We start from the raw sequence: 17,213 nt of genomic DNA, 5'->3' as shown, positions 1-17,213 counted from the left end.
GCTACGCACACCTCGCGCCGAGCCATCTGCGCGAGGCCGTGCAGCGGATTTCCCGGGTGCGTGGTGACACTCTCAGTGACACACGGCCCGAGAGCAGCGAGGCGCCTGCGGCTAACCTCGCGTAATCGAAGTGGCCAGGGGCGGAGTTGAACCGCCGACACCGTGATTTTCAGTCACGTGCTCTACCAACTGAGCTACCTGGCCAGTGAGGAGAAACGGGCACTTAGACCGTCGCGCTGCCGCTGTGTGTCCTCTCTACGGCGGGCACAATATGGGCACACCGGTACGGGCGCTTCAAGCTGCTGGCGTGGAGCCCGCTGTAGGCCTCGCCCGAGCGCGTCTTGCCCACCGTGTGCCCGAGGCGGGACGCGCGCTCGACATGCGCCTTGCGACCGGAGACGGCACGGGGCGGACCCCACTAGCGCCGACGCGCGGCGCTGGTAACAGGGGGCGGAGCGCTAACAGACGTGCGCGATCCCTCACGCATCTCACGCTGGCTGGATCGATAGCACGTCCAACTCGGGTTCGTCGTCGCGGTGCGCACCCGGGCTCTCTTCAGGATCGCCCGCGCGACCCGCCGGTGCAGCGAGGAACTCGTCGTCCCGAAGCCGACCTCTACTTCGCCGAACCGATCCGTTCGGGCTACGTGCTGATCAACGGGACCACCTCGTCAACGCAAGGCGCCTCGTGGTCGCGGATAGCCGAAGACCAGCAATACAACCACGGGAACAACGAGCAGTTCGCCTACGCCCGACCTCGCCGCCGTCCTGCGCCAGGAAGAGATGGCAGCCTAGAACGCTTCGGTGCCCGTGCCATCGAGCGTCCCCGAAGCGTCGCATCCTAGTCCCCGCGCCGCCGCTCGAGCCGTTCCTCGAGCGCGTCGCGCGGCTTCTCGCTCCCGATCCGGGCCAGCGCCTCTCGAGCGCCGCGCTGGCGCTCAAATCCTCGCCTGATCCTGCCCCGTTGGCGCGGAGGCTCCGGTCGTCCATGATGAGTTGTCCATGGCGGCCATCGACGGGTTGCTCGCCCTCATCGAGATGCAGAAGGCGAGCGGGCTCGTATTGGCGACGGGCGAAGTGCCAGCCCTGCTCGTGGGTGGCGCCACGCGTCCTCTCAGCATGCCGGCGCTGGCGCCGGCGATGTTCGCCGCGCTCATCGACGAGGTTCTCGACCCCGAGCAGCGGGAGCGCCTGCGGGAGCAGGCCACCGTCGAGCTCGTCTACAGATCCGACCGAAACAACGAGTCCTTCAACGTCACGGCGCAATCGACCGGCGAGCGGACGGTCCTCCGGTTCGTCGTTGCCGCGCTCGCGTCGCCTTCGACATCGACGTCGGTGCGCCGGACCCCCAGCCTCGAATCGCTCGTCGTCGACGCGCTCGACCGCGGCGCTTCGGATATCATCCTCTCGGAGGGGCGCTCGCCACGGCTGCGCTTCGCCGGCCAGCTCGAGAGCGAGGACCGGCCCGCCACGACCGCGCAAGACATCGAGAGCTTCCTCGCCGCCCACATGACGTCCGAAACCCGCGCGCGGTTCGATGAGACCGGCAGCGCCGATCTTGCCTGTACACTCGACACCGCGGATGAGCTGCGCCGGTTCCGCGCCAATCTCTTTCGGCACCAAGGCGGCCGTTGCCTGACGCTCCGCCCCATTCGCGACCGCATTCCCACGTTGGAGGAGCTGGGGCTTCCGCGCTCGCTCGCTGCACTGGGTGCCTTGCGCGACGGATTGGTGCTTCTCAACGGACCGGCCGGGTCGGGCAAGTCAACGACGCTCGCCGCGCTCGTCGGCGAGATCAACCGAACGCGGGCCACCCACGTGATCACCCTCGAAGATCCCATCGAGTACCTGCACTCGCCCCAGCGCAGCCTCATCCATCAGCGGGAGGTGGGCTCCCACGTGGAGAGCTTCAGCTCGGGTCTGCGGGCGGCGCTGCGCGAAAGTCCCGACGTCATTCTGGTGGGCGAGATGCGCGACCTCGAGACCATCTCCCTGGCGCTGACCGCCGCCGAGACCGGCCACCTCGTCCTTTCGACTCTTCACAGCGGCACCGGCGCCATGGCCATCGACCGCATCATCGACGTCTTCCCGGACGCGCAGCAGGCGCAGGTGCGCATTCAGCTCGCCTCGGTCCTGCGCGCCGTCGTGACGCAGCGGCTTCTACCGGCGAAGGAGCCCGGCAAACGCGTGCCCGCGGTCGAGGTTCTGCGCGCGAGCTATGCGATCGCCGCCCAGATCCGCGAGAGCAAGACTCACCAGCTCGTCACACAGATTCAGCTCGCCCAGGACGAGGGCATGATCCCCCTCGAACGATCCCTCGTCGATCTCGTGCGCACCGGCCGCATCACCCGCGAGACGGCCCTCGCCGCCGCGCGGAGCCCGGAAGACCTCCAGCGTTGGCTGAAGGACTGAGCTCGGGCTCCAGAACCCCAGGTGCAGGCCGCTGCACGCGTCGACCACCCCCTCACCGGCCGTCTCGACCGCTTCGGGCGCCTGGACCGGCGCCTGGCGGCGTGATTTTGGTTACGTGCTCTATCGACTGAGCTACCTGGCCCTGCGGAGCACGAACCCCTGGCGGCTCGCCCGCGGAGGGTCAACCGCGGCGGCTCCGCGCCGGCCCGGACTTTCGCCGCCTTGACCTCGCGCGAGGCGGGGCGAATACTACGCGGGGGTTCTAATCGTGGACCGGCGGCCAGCCTGCGGATTCTGCGACGGCACCGGGCTCTGGGCTGACCAGGAGGGGGATCCCGATCCCTGTCCGCTCTGCCAGGGCACCGGGGTCACACCGGCGGGCGCGCGTGACGACGCGACGGTGAGCGAGGCCGCGCTGTCCCGCCTGCTCGCGGGCCTCCCGCGCCTCTCCCAGCCCGAGCGACAGCGCCTCTACGAGGAGCTGCACGCCCGCTACGACTGCCGCATCTACCGGAACTGACGCGGCCTCAGCGTGCCGCGACATGGAACGCGGTCAGGCGGAGCGTCGAGTGCCCGCCCTTGGCGCCGTCGCACGGGAGCGGCACCGGTCCGGCAGCGTGGAAGCCCGCCACGAACTGCACGACGTCGAGCTCCTGCCGCACCATGCCGATGCCGCGCGCGTAGGTCGAGGTCACCACGGTCGCGGTCGGCCGGCCGAGACGGCAGGCGATGATGGCGCAGTCGGGCAGCTCGCCGCGCGGCCCCGTACACCCGCCGAGCGAGATCACCTCGCAGTCGCCCTGCGCGTCGTGCCAGCGCGTGCCCGCGGCGACCGGCTCCCTGAGCAGCGTCACCTCGAACTCGTTGTCGCGGCCGCTGGCCGGATAGCGCTTGTGGAGCCCCAGGTCCGTCGTGCGCAGGAACTCGTGCCCCTCCCAGCGGCGACCCATGTGCCCGAGCATGTCGAGGCGCTTGGTGAACGAGCGGAGGTGGAACTCGCCCGTCCGGTCGGCCGGCGTGGCGTCGAGCACGGTCCAGGTCTCCCGCGAGAGCGGCCGGCCATCGTCGTCGAGCTCCTCGTAGGACCACCAGTTGCCGGCCCGGAGGGGGAAGTAGCTCCCGTCCGCGGCGGCGATGGGGGACGCCGAAGCGACGAGCAGGAGGATGCTCGCTGCCGCCCGGCCGAGCATCAGTGGCGGCTCGTCGGTCACGACGTCATCCTACCACCAAACGCGGCCGAAACGGCACCATCCTCCTTGTGGCCCGCACCGATCCGGGTCGCGGTGCCGTCCGCGTCCCGGACCTGGGGCGGGGCAGGCTCACGTTCCCGGACCCCGTCGGTCGCCCCGGGCGGCCGCTGAAGAGCGCGCGCCGTCAAGCAGCACTGGCGACCGCGGTCGGCGACGGACGCGCCGCTGTCACTCGCTCCGATTCGCGCGCTTGTGACCCCCACGCGCCGCCGCTATACGGGCGCGACCCGCATGCCGGCGCGCCGCCTGCCGCCGCTCCTCGCGCTCGCCGTGGCGGCCGCGTGCAGCCGGGGCGTCGACTCGACGTGCACGTCGACCACCACATCGACCCTCGCCTCGGGGCCGGGTGTCCACGATCACACGCCGCACCACGGCGGCGTGGTCGGCATGGCGGGCGACCTGCACCTCGAGGCGCTGGCCGCCCCCGACGGTCGGGTGCGCGTGTGGCTGAGCGACTTCTGGCGCCGCCCGCTGCCGGCGACGAGCGCGACGGGCACGGTCACCCTCGAGCTCGCCCAGGGCGATCGCCGGCTGCCGCTCGCGGCCGCGGGCGACACCCTCGAGGCGAACGGTCCCGCGCTCGACGGCTCGGAGGTGACCGCGCACTTCGCGCTGAGCGTCGGCGGGAAGGCGGTCGAGATGGACTTCGTGCTCCTCGCCGGCGCCGGGGGCGCCGGGGCGGCCGGCGTTCCGGTGCACGGCTGCGTCGCGCTCGCCGCGCGCCCGGGCGCCGCGCGCGCGCCGCACTGCACGCTCGACTTCGCGCACCCGGTCACGGTGGTCGCGGCGACGCCCGGCGGCGCGCTCGCGCTGGTCGCTGCCGTCGACCTCGGCGTGAGCGCGTGGCGCCTGCCGGCGGGGCAGCTGGCGCTCGCCTTCGCGCCGCCGCCGCCGTTCGTCGTGCCGGGGCCGGAAGGGCTCCAGCCGCACCCCGAATCGGCGAACGACATGGCGGTCAGCCCGGACGGCGGCGAGGCGGTGGTCGCGCTCGAGGGCCGCCTCCTCCGCTACACGATCCGCACGGGCGGCCTGGCGCGCGAGCTCGCGGCGCCGCGCGGCGTCGTCCGGAGCGTCGCCTGGTCGCCGGACGGCGCGACCCTGCTGGTGACCGCCTTCTACGACGCAAGCGCGCACCTCGTGCGCGCCGAGGACGGCCACGAGCTCGGCCGCTTCCCGGTCGAGCGCGAGGGCGCGGGCGTCGCCTTCGCCCCCGACGGGAAGCAGGTCGCGGTCGGCAGCGAGCTGGGCTCGGTCGCGCTCTATCCCATCGGCGCGGACACGCCGTCGCACGTGATCGCGGCGCCGCCCGGCCCGGCGAGCGTGCTCCTCTTCGTGAGTGGGCTCCTCCTCGGGGGCGGGAACGACGGCGCGCTGCGCGTCTTCGACCCCGGGAGCGGCGCGCTGGTGGCCGAGGGCCCGCCGGGCACGGGCATCACGCGGCTCGCCGCAGCGCCCGGCGGTCACCTCGTGGCGAGCGCCCACAACGACGGCAGCGTGCGCGTGTCCGCGCTGCCGCGCGCGACCGTGGTGGCGACGCTCGCCTGGCACACGCGCCAGGTGCTCGGCCTCGCCTGGGCCGGGCCGGTGCTCGTCTCCGGCGACACCGCCGGGCACGTCGCGCTGTGGGAGGTGGGGGATCTCGTCGCGGAGCGCTAGGAGGCTGTCCGAGACTCCTAGCCTTCCGGCTCGCCGGCGAGCCGGAAGCGGATCGGCACCTTGACGCGGCCCCCGACCGCCTCGCCGCTGCGCCTGGCCGGGATGAAGCGCCAGCGGTCGCGCACGGTCGCCACGGCCGAGTCGTCGAGTGGAGCGAAGCCGGAGGATCGAAGGACGCGCACCTCCGCCGGCCGCCCGTCGGGCGCGACCAGGATCCCGAGCAGGACGACGCCCTCCCTGCCGAGCCGGCGCGCCACCAGTGGGTACGGCGGAAGCGGATTCGTGCCGTAGGCGACGCGCACCCCGCCGCTGCCGTCGCCGCCGCTACCGTCGCCGCCACCGCCGCCACTCGCGCCCGCGACCCCGGTGCCCTCTCCGCCGCCCGCCGGCGTCGCGCTCTCGGCTGGCGGAAGCGGCGCCATCGGCGCTCGGCGCGCCACGGCGGACCGCCGCGGGCGCAACTTCGCCGGCGGCGGCGCGGGCGCGGGGACCAGCGGGGCGGCGGGCGCGGGGGCGGGCGCGAGCGCGGGCTCCGTCGTCGGGCCCGCCGCACCGCCACCCCCGCCGACGCCTCCCACGAGCGCGACCGGGATCGCGATGAGCGGCGGGCGCAGCGTGCCCCGCTCGCCGCGCAGCGCGACCCCGAGCACCAGCGCGTGCGCCAGCGCCGAAGCACCGATCGAGGCCGCGAGCCGCCTGGCGCCCGACATGACCCTCAGCGCACGGGGCGCGCGCGCCGCTGGCCTACTTCTTGCGCGGCGTGAGATCCAGGTCGGGCGGCGGCGTGTCGGGGAGCTTCCACCTGATGTACGGCTTGTCGCGCAGCTCGTGGTAGGCGTTGGCCTTCTCCACCGCCCTGTGGAACGCGGCCTCGACGGCGGGGAAGTCCTCCTTGGCGATCGCCTCCTCGAGCGGCTTCCAGTCCTCGGCGAGGAACTGGTTCAGGTTCTCCTCGTACTTGGGACGTGTGAAGGCGGCCAGCTCCATGAGGCCGCGGATCTCCTTCGCCTGGAAGCGGGCGAGCGGCCAGTTGCGCGCCTTCGCGGCGTAGAACACCTTCCAGGCGCGCGCGCCGATCTCGGGCATGATGCGCCCGAGACCGGGCTGGATGACGGCGATGTCCTCGAGCGTAAGCTCGCGGTGGCCGCTCCACACCGCGATGTCCTTCAACGTCTTCTCATCGGCCATGCGCAAGGCTCCTTCGGTCCGGAGGCATAATGGAAGGCTCCCGGGGGCGCAAGCTCACCGCGGCGAGGGCGAGCAGCAGCGCCGCGGCCTGCGGGAGCGTGAGCCAGCCGCCGGGGATCAGGTCGGTGGTGGCCGGGTCGCGCAGCGTCTCGAGCGCGGCGCGGAGGCACCCGAAGCCGATGCAACCGCGCCGCGCGACGGCACCGGGCACGCGCGCGCGCCGCGGCAGAAGCAGGCAGAGCAGCAGGTCGCCGACGGCCGAGTAGAGCTGGAGCGGATGGCGGGCCGGGGGCCCGAGCCCCGGGAAGACGACGCCCCACGGGAGCGTCGTCGGCCGTCCGTGGCAGCAGCCCGCGAGAAAGCAGCCGACGCGGCCGATGGCGAGCGCCAGGAGGCCCGCCGGAACGATGGCGTCGAGCAGCTCGCCGGCGGGTCGGTCCGTCACCCACGCGACGACGACCGCCGCGCCGAGCCCGGCCGCGATGCCGCCCGTCGACGCGAGCCCACCCGCGCCGCCCCCGTGCACGAGCGCGAAGAGCGCGTGCCCGCCGACGAGCGACGCCGCCGCGACGGCCGCCGCGGCGACCGCCACCACCGCCGGCTCGCGCGCGCGGCGAACGGCGAGGAGCGCGCCCGCCCCGACGCCGAGCACGATGGCGAGGCCGTGGAGCGCGACGGCGACCTGGGTGCCGCCGAGGACGAGGCGAAGCGCGGGGAGCACGCCCTCGTCCGGAGCAAGCCGCGGGCCTCGCATGCTGCGGCAGGTGGCCGCGTCGCGAAGGCCGGCGCTGCAGCGGCATGTTTCACCATGTATCGATTGCCGAGGACGGCTGTCTACCGGAACGCGTCCCGGTAGAGCGTCATGTCCATCCCCGGATAGCGGGCGGCGACGCCCGCGAGCGTCTCCTCGTTCCAGTACGGGTGGCCCGGCGGCGGAAAGCCGAGGAGCTCGCGCTGCCGAGGGGTCGCCCGCTCGAGGAAGCGCTGGAGCGCCGGCTCCTGGCCCGCGCGCGCCCAGGCGCTGAAGCCCATCCAGTGCGAGTCCTTCGCCCGGAAGACGACGTGGAAGGTGAAACGGGCGCCTGTCGCTGCCCGGAAGGCCGAGCCGCGGTGGAACGTGCTCATCGAGTAGAGGAGGACGGAGCCGGCCGGGGCGGTCACCGCTACTTCCTGCTCGTAGAGGACGGGGAACTGATCCCGGTCGCGCATGCGAGGGACGAGCGAGGGGGGCTCGCGTGTCTGCTCCTTCGAGACGACGCAGGTGGGACCCAGCTCCTCGGTGACGTCGCTCAGGTAGACGATCGTCCCGGTCTGCCCGAACGGGCCCTCGTCGCGGGGGTGGACGAGGGTGTTGTTCATGAAGTCTACGTGGAGCCGCTGCTCGTGGTCGCCGACCCCGGCGTACTTCCCCCAGAGAATCGCCTGCGTCAGGAGGATCTCTCTCGTCCCGATGACGCGCTCGGCGAAGGAGGCGAGCTCCGGGTGAGTGGCGAGGTCGTTGAGAGCGTCGCCGACGAAGGGAAGCTCCCGCCAGCCGCCCACGTCCAGATAGCGCTCCGGCGCCGTCCGGTACTCCTCGTCGGTCGGAAAGTAGCGACGGACATTCGGTTGAATCGCCACCAGCTCCGCTTCGGTCAGGAAATTCGGCACGACGACGTAGCCGTGCCGGCGCCAGTGAGCGAGATGTTCGTCGGTGATCCGCATTGATCCTCTTCACTGAGGTTGCAGACGGCGCGGCCGGTCGGGATCGCCTCTGATCAACCCGGGCTCACCGGTAGATGGACACTCCGTTCAGTCCATCGCCATGCCGCCGCCCATGCTGACCGAGACGCCACACATGTAGCTCGCGGCCTCCGAGGCGAGGAAGGCGACCATGTTCGCCACCTCCTCGGGCTCGGAGGGCCGGCCGAGCGGCACGCGGCTGAAACCCTCCATCATGCTCTCCCACGCCCCGGGGTAGGCGTCGGGGTCGCGCAGGATCGCCTTCAGCGTCTCGTGCAGCATGATGCCGGGGCAGACGCCGAGCACGTATATGCCGTACGGCGCGACCTCGTGCGCGAGGTTGCGCGTGAAGCCGATCACGCCGGACTTGCAGGCGTTGTAGACGACCAGGTTCTTCATGCCGATGCGGCCGCCCTCCGAGGCGACGTTGATGATGCGGCCGCTGCGCTGCGGGATCATGACGTCGAGCGCCGCGCGCGAGCAGTAGAGGGTCCCCATGAGGGTCAGGTGGACTGCCAGGTCGATCTCGTCCTTGGTTTGCTTGAAGAAGGGACCAGCCGGGCCGCCGCCGACGTTGTTCACCAGGATGTCGAGGCCGCCGAGCTTCTCGCGGCTCTCGCGGACGATGCGTTCGGCCTGCGCCCAGTCGAACACGTTCCCCTGGACCGCGACGGCCCGAGCGCCCCAGCGCTCGCGCACCTCCGCCGCGACCCGCGCCGCCCCCTCCTCGCTCAGATCCACCACCGCCACCGCCGCGCCCAGGCCCGCCAGGCGATGCGCGCACGCCTGGCCGAGGCCGGGGCCGCCCGCACCGGTGACGACCGCCTTCTTCCCGCCGAGGTCCATCAGCTCGGTCACGCGCTTCGTCTTGATGTGCGCGGGGAGCAGGTCGGCGCGGATCTCCTTCAGCAGGTCACGAGCCACGCGCGCCTCCGTCAGATCATCTTGGGGACGGCCGGGCCACCGTTCACGCCGATCGTCTCACCTGTCACGTCGCGGCTCAGCCCTTCTTCGCCGCGGCTGCCGCCTGCTGGAGCGCGGGGGTGGGCGGGATGCCCGGCACCGACAGGTGCTCGCGGAACGCGGCGTCGAAGTTCTTGGCGATCTCGCCGGCCGTCCAGCCCCCCTCCTTGTAGAGCGCGGCGACCGGCTTCGGGGTCTGGAAGAGCGTGTAGGCGTAGCCGCGGCGGCCGAAGATCTGGCCGTTCACGTGCGCTGCCAGGTCGGAGGCGAGGAAGGCGACGATCGGCCCGTTCAGATCGGGGTTCATCTCGGGCGGCATCGGCTTCCCCTCCATGCCCGGGATCGTGCCGACCATGCGGGTGAGCCCCGCCGGGGCGAGCGCGTTCGCCGTGATCGAGTACTTGCCCTCGGCGTTGCCCTTCATGTGCTCGACCGCGATCACGAAGGTGAGACCCATGAGCCCCGCCTTGGCGGCGCCGTAGTTCGCCTGCCCGAAGTTGCCGCGCAGGCCGGCGCTCGAGACGATGTTGATGATGCGTCCGAACTTCCTCTCCTTCATCACCGGGAGCGCGTGCCGGCAGCAGTTGAAGCCGCCGTAGAGGTGGACCTTCAGGACCGCGTCGAAGTCGTCGGGCTCCATGTTGGCGAGGCTCTTGTCGCGCAGGATGCCCGCGTTGTTCACCAGGATGTCGCAGCGGCCCCACCTGTCGAGCGCCGTCTTGATGATGCGGCCCGCGCTCTCGAACTCGGCGACGCTGTCGTAGCTGGGAGCGGCCTCGCTGCCGAGCGCGGCGATCTCCTTGCACACTTCGGCCGCGGGATCGGCGGCGGTGCCGCGCCCGGCAACGTCGCAGCCGACGTCGTTGACCACCACCTTCGCGCCCTCGCGCCCCAGCGCAAGGGCGATGCCGCGCCCGATGCCCCGGCCCGAGCCGGTGACCACGGCGACCCTGCCGTCGAGGAGCTTGCTCATGCGACCTCCGGAGTGCGCGTCGGTGACGAGCGCTGGTCGGCTAACATGCGTGCGTCGCGGGTGTCAATGTCCGGCAAGGATCGACTCGCGCGGGCGGTAAGGTCGCACCACCCGTGACGCTCTGCTAGAGAGCGCCCATGGCGCTTCTCCTCGGCGGCATCGTCCGGCGCCAGGCGCGGCATCGCCCGGAGAGGACGGCGTACGTGATCGGCGAGGAGCGCGTCACCTACCGCCGGCTCGACGCGATGGCGAACCGCCTCGCGCACGCGCTCCGCGCGCTCGGCGTCGGCCGCGGCGATCGCGTCGCCACGCTGGCCGAGAACCGCGTCGAGTACCCGGCGATCTACTTCGCCGTCGCGAAGCTGGGCGCGATCCACGTGCCGATCAACTTCCGCTACCGCGCCGGCGAGGTGCGCTACGTGCTCGCGCAGTCCGAGGCGAGCGTGCTCCTCCACGCCGACGGGTTTGCCGGCGTCGTCGAGGAGGTACGGCGCGAGCTCCCCGCGCTCCGGCACGTGATCTCCCTCGATCGCGACGCGCCGGACCTGATGGCGCGCGCCTCCGACGCCGAGCCCGAGCCCGACCCGGCGCTCGCCGAGCACGATCCGCACGTCATGCTCTACACGAGCGGCACGACGGGCGATCCGAAGGGCGCGCTCCTCTCCCACCGCACCTACGCGCTCCAGGCCATGCAGACGCAGACCACCACGGGCCTCGGCGAGGACGACGTCGGCCTCTGCATGTTCCCCATGTTCCACATGGGCGGCTGGGCGATGCCGCTCGGCTACTGGGCGAACGGCGGCACGGTCGTGCTCATGGAGAAGGCCGAGCCGGCCGAGATCCTGCGCGCCGTGGCGCGCGAGCGCGTCACCTACCTCTACCTGATCCCGACCCTCTACAACGCCGTCCTCGCCCTCTCCGAGTTCGAGCGCGCGGACCTCTCCTCGGTGCGCGCGCTCGGGAGCGGCACCCAGGTCATGACCGAGGCGCAGGTGCGGACCATCGTCGCGCGCTTCCGCAACCCGAACCTCTTCGTCATGTACGGCCAGACCGAGGCGGGGCCGATCGCGACGCTGCGCCCGCGCGACGTGCTCCGCAAGTCGACCTCGGTCGGCCGTCCGGCGCTCAACGTGGACGTGCGCGTGGTCCACGGGGAGGACGGGGACGTCGGCGCCGGCACGACGGGCGAGATCGTCTGCCGGAGCGAGTTCACCATGCTCGGCTACTGGCGCATGCCCGACGCGACGGCCGAGGCACTACGCGGCGGCTGGCTCCACACCGGCGATCTCGGCGCGTTCGACGACGAGGGCTTTCTCCACGTCGCCGGGCGCCTCAAGGAGATGATCAAGTGCGGCGGCGAGAACGTTTTCCCGGCCGAGGTCGAGCGCTGCCTCCTCGACCACCCGGCCATCGCGGAGGCCGCCGTGTTCGGCCTGCCCGACCCCGACTGGGGGGAGATCGTCGCCGCGGCGGTCGTCCCGCGCCCCGGCACGGCACTCAGCGAGGACGACGTGGTCGCGCACGTGCGCGCCCGCCTCGCGGGCTACAAGAAGCCGCGCGTCGTGCGCTTCCTCGACGCGCTGCCGCGCACCGCCTCGACGCGGCAGGTGCAGAAGACGCTGCTCCGCGAGCAGTGGACGAGGAGCTGACGATGGCTCGCCTCGCGCCCGCCACGCACCGCAGCCTCGCGACCCGCTTCTGCATGTGGATGATGCGGCGGATGTTCGGCCGCGACCTCCGGCCCTACCCGATCGCGGCCCACGCGCCGCGCATGGTGCCGGCGCTCACCATCATGAACGCCCTGTTCGAGACCGGCGGCTGGGCGATCGACGCGAACCTCCGCAAGATGGTCCACCTGCGCGTCGCCTCGCTCATCGGCTGCGTCTTCTGAATGGACATCAACACTGCCGTGTGCAGGAAACAGGGCATCCCGGAGGACAAGCTCGAGGCGCTCGAGCGGTACGCGGAGCACCCGGGCTTCACGGAGCGCGAGCGCGCGGCGATCGCCTGGGCCGAGATGGTGACCATCTCGCCGAACGACATCAGCGAGGCGCAGTTCGCCGAGCTCCGCCGGCACTTCACCGACCGCGAGATCGTCGAGCTGACGGCGCAGGCGGCGTTCGAGAACTTCCGCGCCCGCTGGAACCGCTCGCTGCGCGTCGAGGCCGACGGCCTGGCGACGAAGCGGCCCAAAGCGCCGTGAGATGCAGGAGCGCCTCATCTTCCTGATCGGGGCGCCGCGCTCCGGCACGACGCTGCTCGCGCGCATGATGGGCGCGCACTCGGCCATCTACCAGCGCGCCGAGCCGCATCTGATCACGCCCATCGCTCACCTCGGCTTCTACGGCAACGTGCAGAAGGCGCCCTACGATCCCTTCAACGCGGAGCAGGCGATCCACGAGTTCGTGGCCGCCCTGCCGCGCGGCGAGGAGGACTACCTGGACGCGCTGCGCGCCTACACCGACACGCTCTACGCCCGCATGCTCGCGACCGTGCCCGGCAAGCGCTTCTTCCTCGACAAGACGCCGGCCTACGCGCTCGTGCTCCCCTTCCTGACCAGGCTCTATCCCGGCGCTCACTACGTGGTCCTGACCCGCCACCCCCTCGCCGTGCTCAGCTCCTGGGTCGAGTCGTTCTTCGACGGCGACTACCGGGTGGCACTCGACCACAACCCGATCCTGGCCCGCTACGTCCCGGCGCTCGCACGCATGCTGCGCGAGAAGCCGGTGCCGTTCGCGCACGTCCGGTACGAGGAGCTGGTGCGCGACCCCGAGACCCACTTCCGCCGCGTCTGCGATCACCTCGGCATCCCGTTCGAGGCGAAGGCGATCGCCTACGGCGAGCGGGGCGACGCGCCCCAGGGTCTCGGCGACCCGACCGGCGTGGCGCGCCACACGCGGCCGGTCACCTCGTCGGTCGGCCGGTGGGCGGCGGAGATCGCGGCCAGGCCCGAGACGCTCGGGCTCGTCTGCCGACTGGTGGACGCGCTCGACCCGGCGGACCTGGAGACCCTCGGCTACCCCCGCGCGCAGATCGTCGAGGAGTTGGAGGCGGCGCGTGGCGGCCCGGTCCCCGTGCAACGCGAGGCGCCGACGCGCTATGCTCTGGAGCGGAAGCTCCTGGTGGCGCTGCGGCGAAACATCCACCACAACCGTCTGGGGCGCGTGCTGAAGCGCCTGCGGTTCGCGCTCGACGTGGTCCTGCGCGAGTAGCTCGCTACAGGTCGTTCAAGTCCACCGCGTCGATCTCGACGCTCGCCGAGTTGTTGTCGGGGTTGGCGGCGTCGTCGGGAGCCGGGGCCGTGTCGACTGCGTCCGCCTCGACATTCACCGTGCAGCGGAAGGGAATCTTCCGCGACACCGAGGTCACCCTCTCGAGGGCGAGCGTCACCACGAAGCTCCCCTTGACGTGCTTGCCGGCGGGCACGGTCGCGGTCGTCTGCAGCCCCGGGGTGCGCGCGTCCGCGTCCACCTGGGTCACGGTGCCGTCCGGGCACGAGCCGTCGCTCACGGAGAGCACGTAGGCGCGGCTCGCGGGCCCGGCGAACTCCTCGTTGAAGACGGCGAGCTTGACCGTCCGGCTCGCCGTGCCGCGGCGGCGGATGGGGATGGTGAGCGGCCGCGAGTTGGCGAGCCGGAGCACCAGCTCCGCTCCCTGCGCGCGCGTCTCGGCGATGCCGTTCGCCCCCGAGTCGACGACCACCGTGGCGGTGCCCGGGCAGGATGCACCCACGCCCACCCGCTGCACGTCATCGCCGCCGGGGTGGACGTTGTTGGCCGTCGTCTCGGCGACATGGTTGGGGCCGCAGCGAATGACGGGTGTGTTCAGCTCCGCGTGCCCGGCCAGCAGGATGCGGACGTCGTCGCCGCCCGCCGGATCGGGCGTGTCGGCGAGCCCGTTGGCGCCGGTGAGCACGCACGGAGTGTTCGGCGCCGCGTTGCCGACCGGGATGTCCCACACGTCGTCGCCCGCCGCGGTCGAGTTCGCGATGCCGTCGGGCCCCGTGTCGACCACGATCGCTCGCGCGCCCCCGCACGCACTGCCGACCGCGATCAGCTGGCGGTCGTCGCCGGCTGCCGCGGTGTTGGCGATCCGGTCCGGGCCGCAGCGGATCTCGTCCTGGAAGGGCGTCCCCCGCCCCACCGGGGTGGCCTGGAGGTCGTCGCCGCGCGCCTTCGTCTGGCAGATGCCGTTGGCGCCCGAGTCGACCTCGACCGCACTCTGCAGCCCGGTGCCGGGCGCGATCACCTGGCGGTCGGCGTGGGCGGCGGATGCGAGTGCGGGCAGCACGGCAACGATCATCGAGCGTTCCACCCAGCTCATGTGTCCCTCCCGTTCCGGCGACACCTCCACGAGCGCCGCCGCGCAGTCAAGCGGAGGTCACGGCGGCTGAGCCCGCGCTCGCCGCGTCAGCGAGCAGCGCGTTCTCCGCCCCCGCCGTCATACCGAAGCCGGCGCAGTCGAAAAACTGCCGGTGCCGCGCACGCGAAGCACGTATTCGTGCGCCCCGCGCCGTGGCGCGGTTCTTGAGACACTCCCCCGCACACGATTTTGCATTGCACACGCACTCGGCCGCGCACCGCACGCGGGTCGAGCAGGGGGATGAATGCACGTCCGCCGCAGACTTCGCTCTCGTCTCGGGATCGTCGCCGCACTGCTGTTCGCGGCCCTCGTTCCCGCCGCCGCACGCGCCACCCATCTCACACCGACGGCCATCACCTTCACCATCGAGCACGGCGACTGCGACGGCGCCGGCGCAAACAGCTTCGCGCTCTACCTGAACGGCACGCTGCTCGCGACCGTCCCCTCGACACAGGGCTGCGCGTGCAACGCGAGCCCGCTGGTCGCGACCTTCACCGATGCGGCGACCCTCGCGCTCTTCGATCCCGCGGCCTGCAACAGCTTCCGGGTCGATGTCACGGGGGGCGGCCACGGCGTCGCGCTGGGCTTCGTGCGCGCGAGCGTCTCGACCGCGAGCGGGCCGGCGAGCACGTGCCTCTTCGACGGGTTCCCCAACAACCAGACCGCGACCTGCGCCGCCCGCGCCCTCTGCGACGGCGCCGCCTACAGCTTCGACGTCGCGTCGGCCGGGGGCACTGACACGGACACCGACGGTGTCTCGGGCGGCCTGGGCGACGGCTGCGACGACTGCCCGAATGCCGCCGACCCGCAGCAGACCGACACGGACGGCGACGGCGTCGGCGACGCGTGCGACAACTGCCCGTCCGTCTACAATCCCGACCAGGCCGACCGCGACGGCGACGGCCGCGGCGACGTCTGCGATCCCTGCCCCGATGGCGGCGACCGCGACGGCGACGGCATCTGCGACAGCGTCGACAACTGCCGCCGGACCTACAATCCCGACCAGGCCGACCGCGACGGCGACGGCGTGGGCGACGCCTGCGACAACTGCGTCGGCCCGGGAACCGACAACGACCACGACGGCATCTGCAGCGGGGTGGACAACTGCCCGTTCACGCCCAACCCGGGCCAGCAGGACCGCGATGGCGACGGCGTGGGCGACGCCTGCGACAACTGTCCGGACGTCCCCAACCCCGACCAGGCCGACAGCGACCACGACGGTATCGGCGACGCGTGCGACGCCTGCCCCACCGGCGGCGCCGACTCCGACCACGACGGCGTGTGCGACACCCGCGACAACTGCCCGACCGTCCCCAACCCCGACCAGGCCGACAGCGACCACGACGGTATCGGCGACGCGTGCGACAACTGCCCCACGCAGCCGAACCCGGGCCAGGAGGACCGAGACGGAGACGGCATCGCAGACGCCTGCGGCCCCCAGGTGTCGATCGCGGGCATCGTCGCCGGCGACACCCGCTTCGATGCCGACGTGCACCTGGCAAGCCCGAGCGGCACGCCGCTCGCGGGCATGGTCGAGATCCTCGACGGCCAGGGGGTGAGCGCGCTCACCTACACCTGGCTCGCGACCTCCTGCTCGAGCCCGCAGGACACCCTCGACCTGACCATCAACGGCGTGACGGTCCTGCGGGTGCTGCCCGAGCCGAGCGGCGTGCACTGCACCTGCACGCCCGGGGCGTCCACCGTCGGAGTTCCTCTCGCCAACGCGCTTGCGCTCCTCGGACCGGGAGTGAACCGGCTCGGCATCCGCAAGAGCAGTGGCCTCCCCGGCAACGCACGCACCGGGCTCGCCTGGGCGTACGCGACGATCACGACGGGCGGGACGGCGCAACGGGTCGAGATCTTCGACGAGTTGGGCGGCAACGACTTCGACAAACCCGATCTTTGCGCCGCCGGCTACACGTTCGGCGCGATCGACGTCCTGGCCGAGACGTCCGCGCTCCCCGCCGCGCCGCTCTCCGTAGCGTGGACGGACACGCTGCCGTGCATGCTCGAGCTCTCGGGGCTGGCGCCCGGTTCTTACATGCTCCTCGTCAGCACGACGGACGGCATTGTGGCCTCGCCCGCAGCCGACGTGCGCACCTGCGACAAGGCCACGCAGACTGCGATGACGTTTGGGGCGTCCGCCAGCTGCGACGACAGCAACCCTTGCACAATCGACGCCTGCTCCCCTGCCGGCTGCACGCACACGCCCGTCGTCTGCGCCCCGGCGGACCAGTGCCACGACGCGGGCACCTGCGACCCCGCCACCGGCGCGTGCTCGAACCCTGCGAAGCCCGACGGCGCCGCCTGCCACGACGGCAACGCCTGCACCCGGACCGATACCTGCCAGGCCGGGCTGTGCGCCGGCACGAACCCCGTCACCTGCGCCCCGGCGGACCAGTGCCACGACGCGGGCACCTGCGACCCCGCCACCGGCACGTGCTCGAACCCTGCGACGCCCGACGGCACCGCCTGCCACGACGGCAACGCCTGCACCCGGACCGATACCTGCCAGGCCGGGCTGTGCGCCGGCACGAACCCCGTCACCTGCGCCCCGGCGGACCAGTGCCACGACGCGGGCACCTGCGACCCCGCCACCGGCGCGTGCTCGAACCCGGCGAAGCCCGACGGCGCCGCCTGCAACGACGGCAACGCCTGCACCCGGACCGATACCTGCCAGGCCGGGCT

The 17,213-nt window shown here is 72.3% G+C and carries 16 protein-coding genes and 1 tRNA gene; 8 read left to right on the top strand and 9 right to left on the bottom strand.

Annotated features, from left to right (window positions below; translation table 11 throughout):
• Positions 1-131: 131 nt before the first annotated feature.
• Positions 132-204 (bottom strand) — tRNA-Phe (locus tag E6J59_19235).
• A 935-nt stretch (positions 205-1,139) separates the two neighbouring features.
• On the opposite strand from E6J59_19235, the gene E6J59_19230 reads away from it, so the two are divergent.
• Together E6J59_19230 and E6J59_19225 are read left to right on the top strand one after the other, a co-directional pair.
• The gene (locus E6J59_19230; protein ID TMB16373.1) at positions 1,140-2,411 is read left to right on the top strand and encodes a PilT/PilU family type 4a pilus ATPase; all 1,272 of its coding nucleotides are present in this window, start codon (positions 1,140-1,142) and stop codon (positions 2,409-2,411) included.
• A 268-nt stretch (positions 2,412-2,679) separates the two neighbouring features.
• Positions 2,680-2,931: a hypothetical protein gene (locus tag E6J59_19225; protein ID TMB16371.1), complete on the top strand. Its 252-nt coding sequence runs from the start codon at positions 2,680-2,682 to the stop codon at positions 2,929-2,931.
• Between the two features lie 7 nt (positions 2,932-2,938).
• Here the strand turns inward: E6J59_19225 and E6J59_19220 are convergent, their stop codons facing one another.
• Positions 2,939-3,622 (bottom strand): hypothetical protein, encoded by a 684-nt coding sequence (locus E6J59_19220; protein TMB16370.1) that lies wholly within the window; start codon positions 3,620-3,622, stop codon positions 2,939-2,941.
• A gap of 270 nt (positions 3,623-3,892) precedes the next feature.
• Between E6J59_19220 and E6J59_19215 the strand changes: the two genes are divergently transcribed.
• Positions 3,893-5,317 (top strand): hypothetical protein, encoded by a 1,425-nt coding sequence (locus E6J59_19215; protein ID TMB16369.1) that lies wholly within the window; start codon positions 3,893-3,895, stop codon positions 5,315-5,317.
• 17 nt (positions 5,318-5,334) lie between these two features.
• On the opposite strand, the gene E6J59_19210 is transcribed toward E6J59_19215, so the two are convergent.
• From E6J59_19210 to E6J59_19185, 6 genes are all read right to left on the bottom strand, one after another.
• Positions 5,335-6,027, bottom strand: coding sequence for an energy transducer TonB (locus E6J59_19210; protein TMB16368.1), 693 nt, complete (start codon positions 6,025-6,027; stop codon positions 5,335-5,337).
• A gap of 34 nt (positions 6,028-6,061) precedes the next feature.
• The gene (locus E6J59_19205; GenBank protein ID TMB16367.1) at positions 6,062-6,505 is read right to left on the bottom strand and encodes a hypothetical protein; all 444 of its coding nucleotides are present in this window, start codon (positions 6,503-6,505) and stop codon (positions 6,062-6,064) included.
• Complete coding sequence (locus E6J59_19200; GenBank protein ID TMB16366.1) at positions 6,495-7,259, bottom strand: hypothetical protein; 765 nt, start codon at positions 7,257-7,259, stop codon at positions 6,495-6,497. Before E6J59_19200 ends, E6J59_19205 begins: the two co-directional genes overlap by 11 nt.
• A gap of 80 nt (positions 7,260-7,339) precedes the next feature.
• Positions 7,340-8,209, bottom strand: coding sequence for a phytanoyl-CoA dioxygenase family protein (locus E6J59_19195; protein TMB16365.1), 870 nt, complete (start codon positions 8,207-8,209; stop codon positions 7,340-7,342).
• Positions 8,210-8,296: 87 nt separating this feature from the next.
• Positions 8,297-9,073 (bottom strand): SDR family oxidoreductase, encoded by a 777-nt coding sequence (locus tag E6J59_19190; protein ID TMB16372.1) that lies wholly within the window; start codon positions 9,071-9,073, stop codon positions 8,297-8,299.
• 154 nt (positions 9,074-9,227) lie between these two features.
• A complete protein-coding gene (locus tag E6J59_19185) occupies positions 9,228-10,163 on the bottom strand; it encodes an SDR family NAD(P)-dependent oxidoreductase (protein ID TMB16364.1) in 936 nt (311 codons plus the stop codon).
• A 137-nt stretch (positions 10,164-10,300) separates the two neighbouring features.
• Here E6J59_19185 and E6J59_19180 point away from each other — a divergent pair, with 137 nt between their 5' ends.
• From E6J59_19180 to E6J59_19165, 4 genes are read left to right on the top strand one after another with little or no spacing between them, the layout of a single operon-like run.
• A complete protein-coding gene (locus tag E6J59_19180) occupies positions 10,301-11,812 on the top strand; it encodes a long-chain fatty acid--CoA ligase (protein TMB16363.1) in 1,512 nt (503 codons plus the stop codon).
• A 2-nt stretch (positions 11,813-11,814) separates the two neighbouring features.
• Entirely contained in the window at positions 11,815-12,054 is a 240-nt protein-coding gene (locus E6J59_19175; protein TMB16362.1) for a hypothetical protein, read from the top strand.
• Positions 12,055-12,366 carry a carboxymuconolactone decarboxylase family protein gene (locus E6J59_19170; protein TMB16361.1) on the top strand — a complete coding sequence of 104 codons (312 nt, stop codon included), beginning with the start codon at positions 12,055-12,057 and terminating at the stop codon, positions 12,364-12,366.
• A 1-nt stretch (position 12,367) separates the two neighbouring features.
• The gene (locus E6J59_19165) at positions 12,368-13,375 is read left to right on the top strand and encodes a sulfotransferase (GenBank protein TMB16360.1); all 1,008 of its coding nucleotides are present in this window, start codon (positions 12,368-12,370) and stop codon (positions 13,373-13,375) included.
• A gap of 4 nt (positions 13,376-13,379) precedes the next feature.
• Here the strand turns inward: E6J59_19165 and E6J59_19160 are convergent, their stop codons facing one another.
• A complete protein-coding gene (locus tag E6J59_19160; GenBank protein TMB16359.1) occupies positions 13,380-14,486 on the bottom strand; it encodes a hypothetical protein in 1,107 nt (368 codons plus the stop codon).
• Between the two features lie 283 nt (positions 14,487-14,769).
• Here E6J59_19160 and E6J59_19155 point away from each other — a divergent pair.
• Positions 14,770-17,213: hypothetical protein (locus E6J59_19155; GenBank protein ID TMB16358.1), on the top strand; the 2,444-nt coding region annotated here is incomplete at its 3' end.

Source organism: Deltaproteobacteria bacterium (assembly GCA_005879795.1).
Lineage (GTDB): Bacteria > Desulfobacterota > Binatia > DP-6 > DP-6 > DP-6.
The sequence above is the reverse complement of the archived record's forward strand: the minus strand, read 5'-3'. Positions and strand labels throughout refer to the sequence as shown.

Excerpts from the sequence above, each read along its gene's own strand:
- E6J59_19170 (TMB16361.1), top strand. The coding sequence starts at position 12,055 with ATGGACATCAACACTGCCGTGTGCAGGAAACAGGGCATCCCGGAGGAC.
- E6J59_19190 (TMB16372.1), bottom strand. The coding sequence starts at position 9,073 with ATGGACCTCGGCGGGAAGAAGGCGGTCGTCACCGGTGCGGGCGGCCCC.
- E6J59_19185 (TMB16364.1), bottom strand. The coding sequence starts at position 10,163 with ATGAGCAAGCTCCTCGACGGCAGGGTCGCCGTGGTCACCGGCTCGGGC.
- E6J59_19215 (TMB16369.1), top strand. The coding sequence starts at position 3,893 with ATGCCGGCGCGCCGCCTGCCGCCGCTCCTCGCGCTCGCCGTGGCGGCC.
- E6J59_19210 (TMB16368.1), bottom strand. The coding sequence starts at position 6,027 with ATGTCGGGCGCCAGGCGGCTCGCGGCCTCGATCGGTGCTTCGGCGCTG.
- E6J59_19180 (TMB16363.1), top strand. The coding sequence starts at position 10,301 with ATGGCGCTTCTCCTCGGCGGCATCGTCCGGCGCCAGGCGCGGCATCGC.
- E6J59_19205 (TMB16367.1), bottom strand. The coding sequence starts at position 6,505 with ATGGCCGATGAGAAGACGTTGAAGGACATCGCGGTGTGGAGCGGCCAC.
- E6J59_19175 (TMB16362.1), top strand. The coding sequence starts at position 11,815 with ATGGCTCGCCTCGCGCCCGCCACGCACCGCAGCCTCGCGACCCGCTTC.
- E6J59_19195 (TMB16365.1), bottom strand. The coding sequence starts at position 8,209 with ATGCGGATCACCGACGAACATCTCGCTCACTGGCGCCGGCACGGCTAC.
- E6J59_19200 (TMB16366.1), bottom strand. The coding sequence starts at position 7,259 with ATGCGAGGCCCGCGGCTTGCTCCGGACGAGGGCGTGCTCCCCGCGCTT.
- E6J59_19160 (TMB16359.1), bottom strand. The coding sequence starts at position 14,486 with ATGAGCTGGGTGGAACGCTCGATGATCGTTGCCGTGCTGCCCGCACTC.
- E6J59_19230 (TMB16373.1), top strand. The coding sequence starts at position 1,140 with ATGTTCGCCGCGCTCATCGACGAGGTTCTCGACCCCGAGCAGCGGGAG.
- E6J59_19165 (TMB16360.1), top strand. The coding sequence starts at position 12,368 with ATGCAGGAGCGCCTCATCTTCCTGATCGGGGCGCCGCGCTCCGGCACG.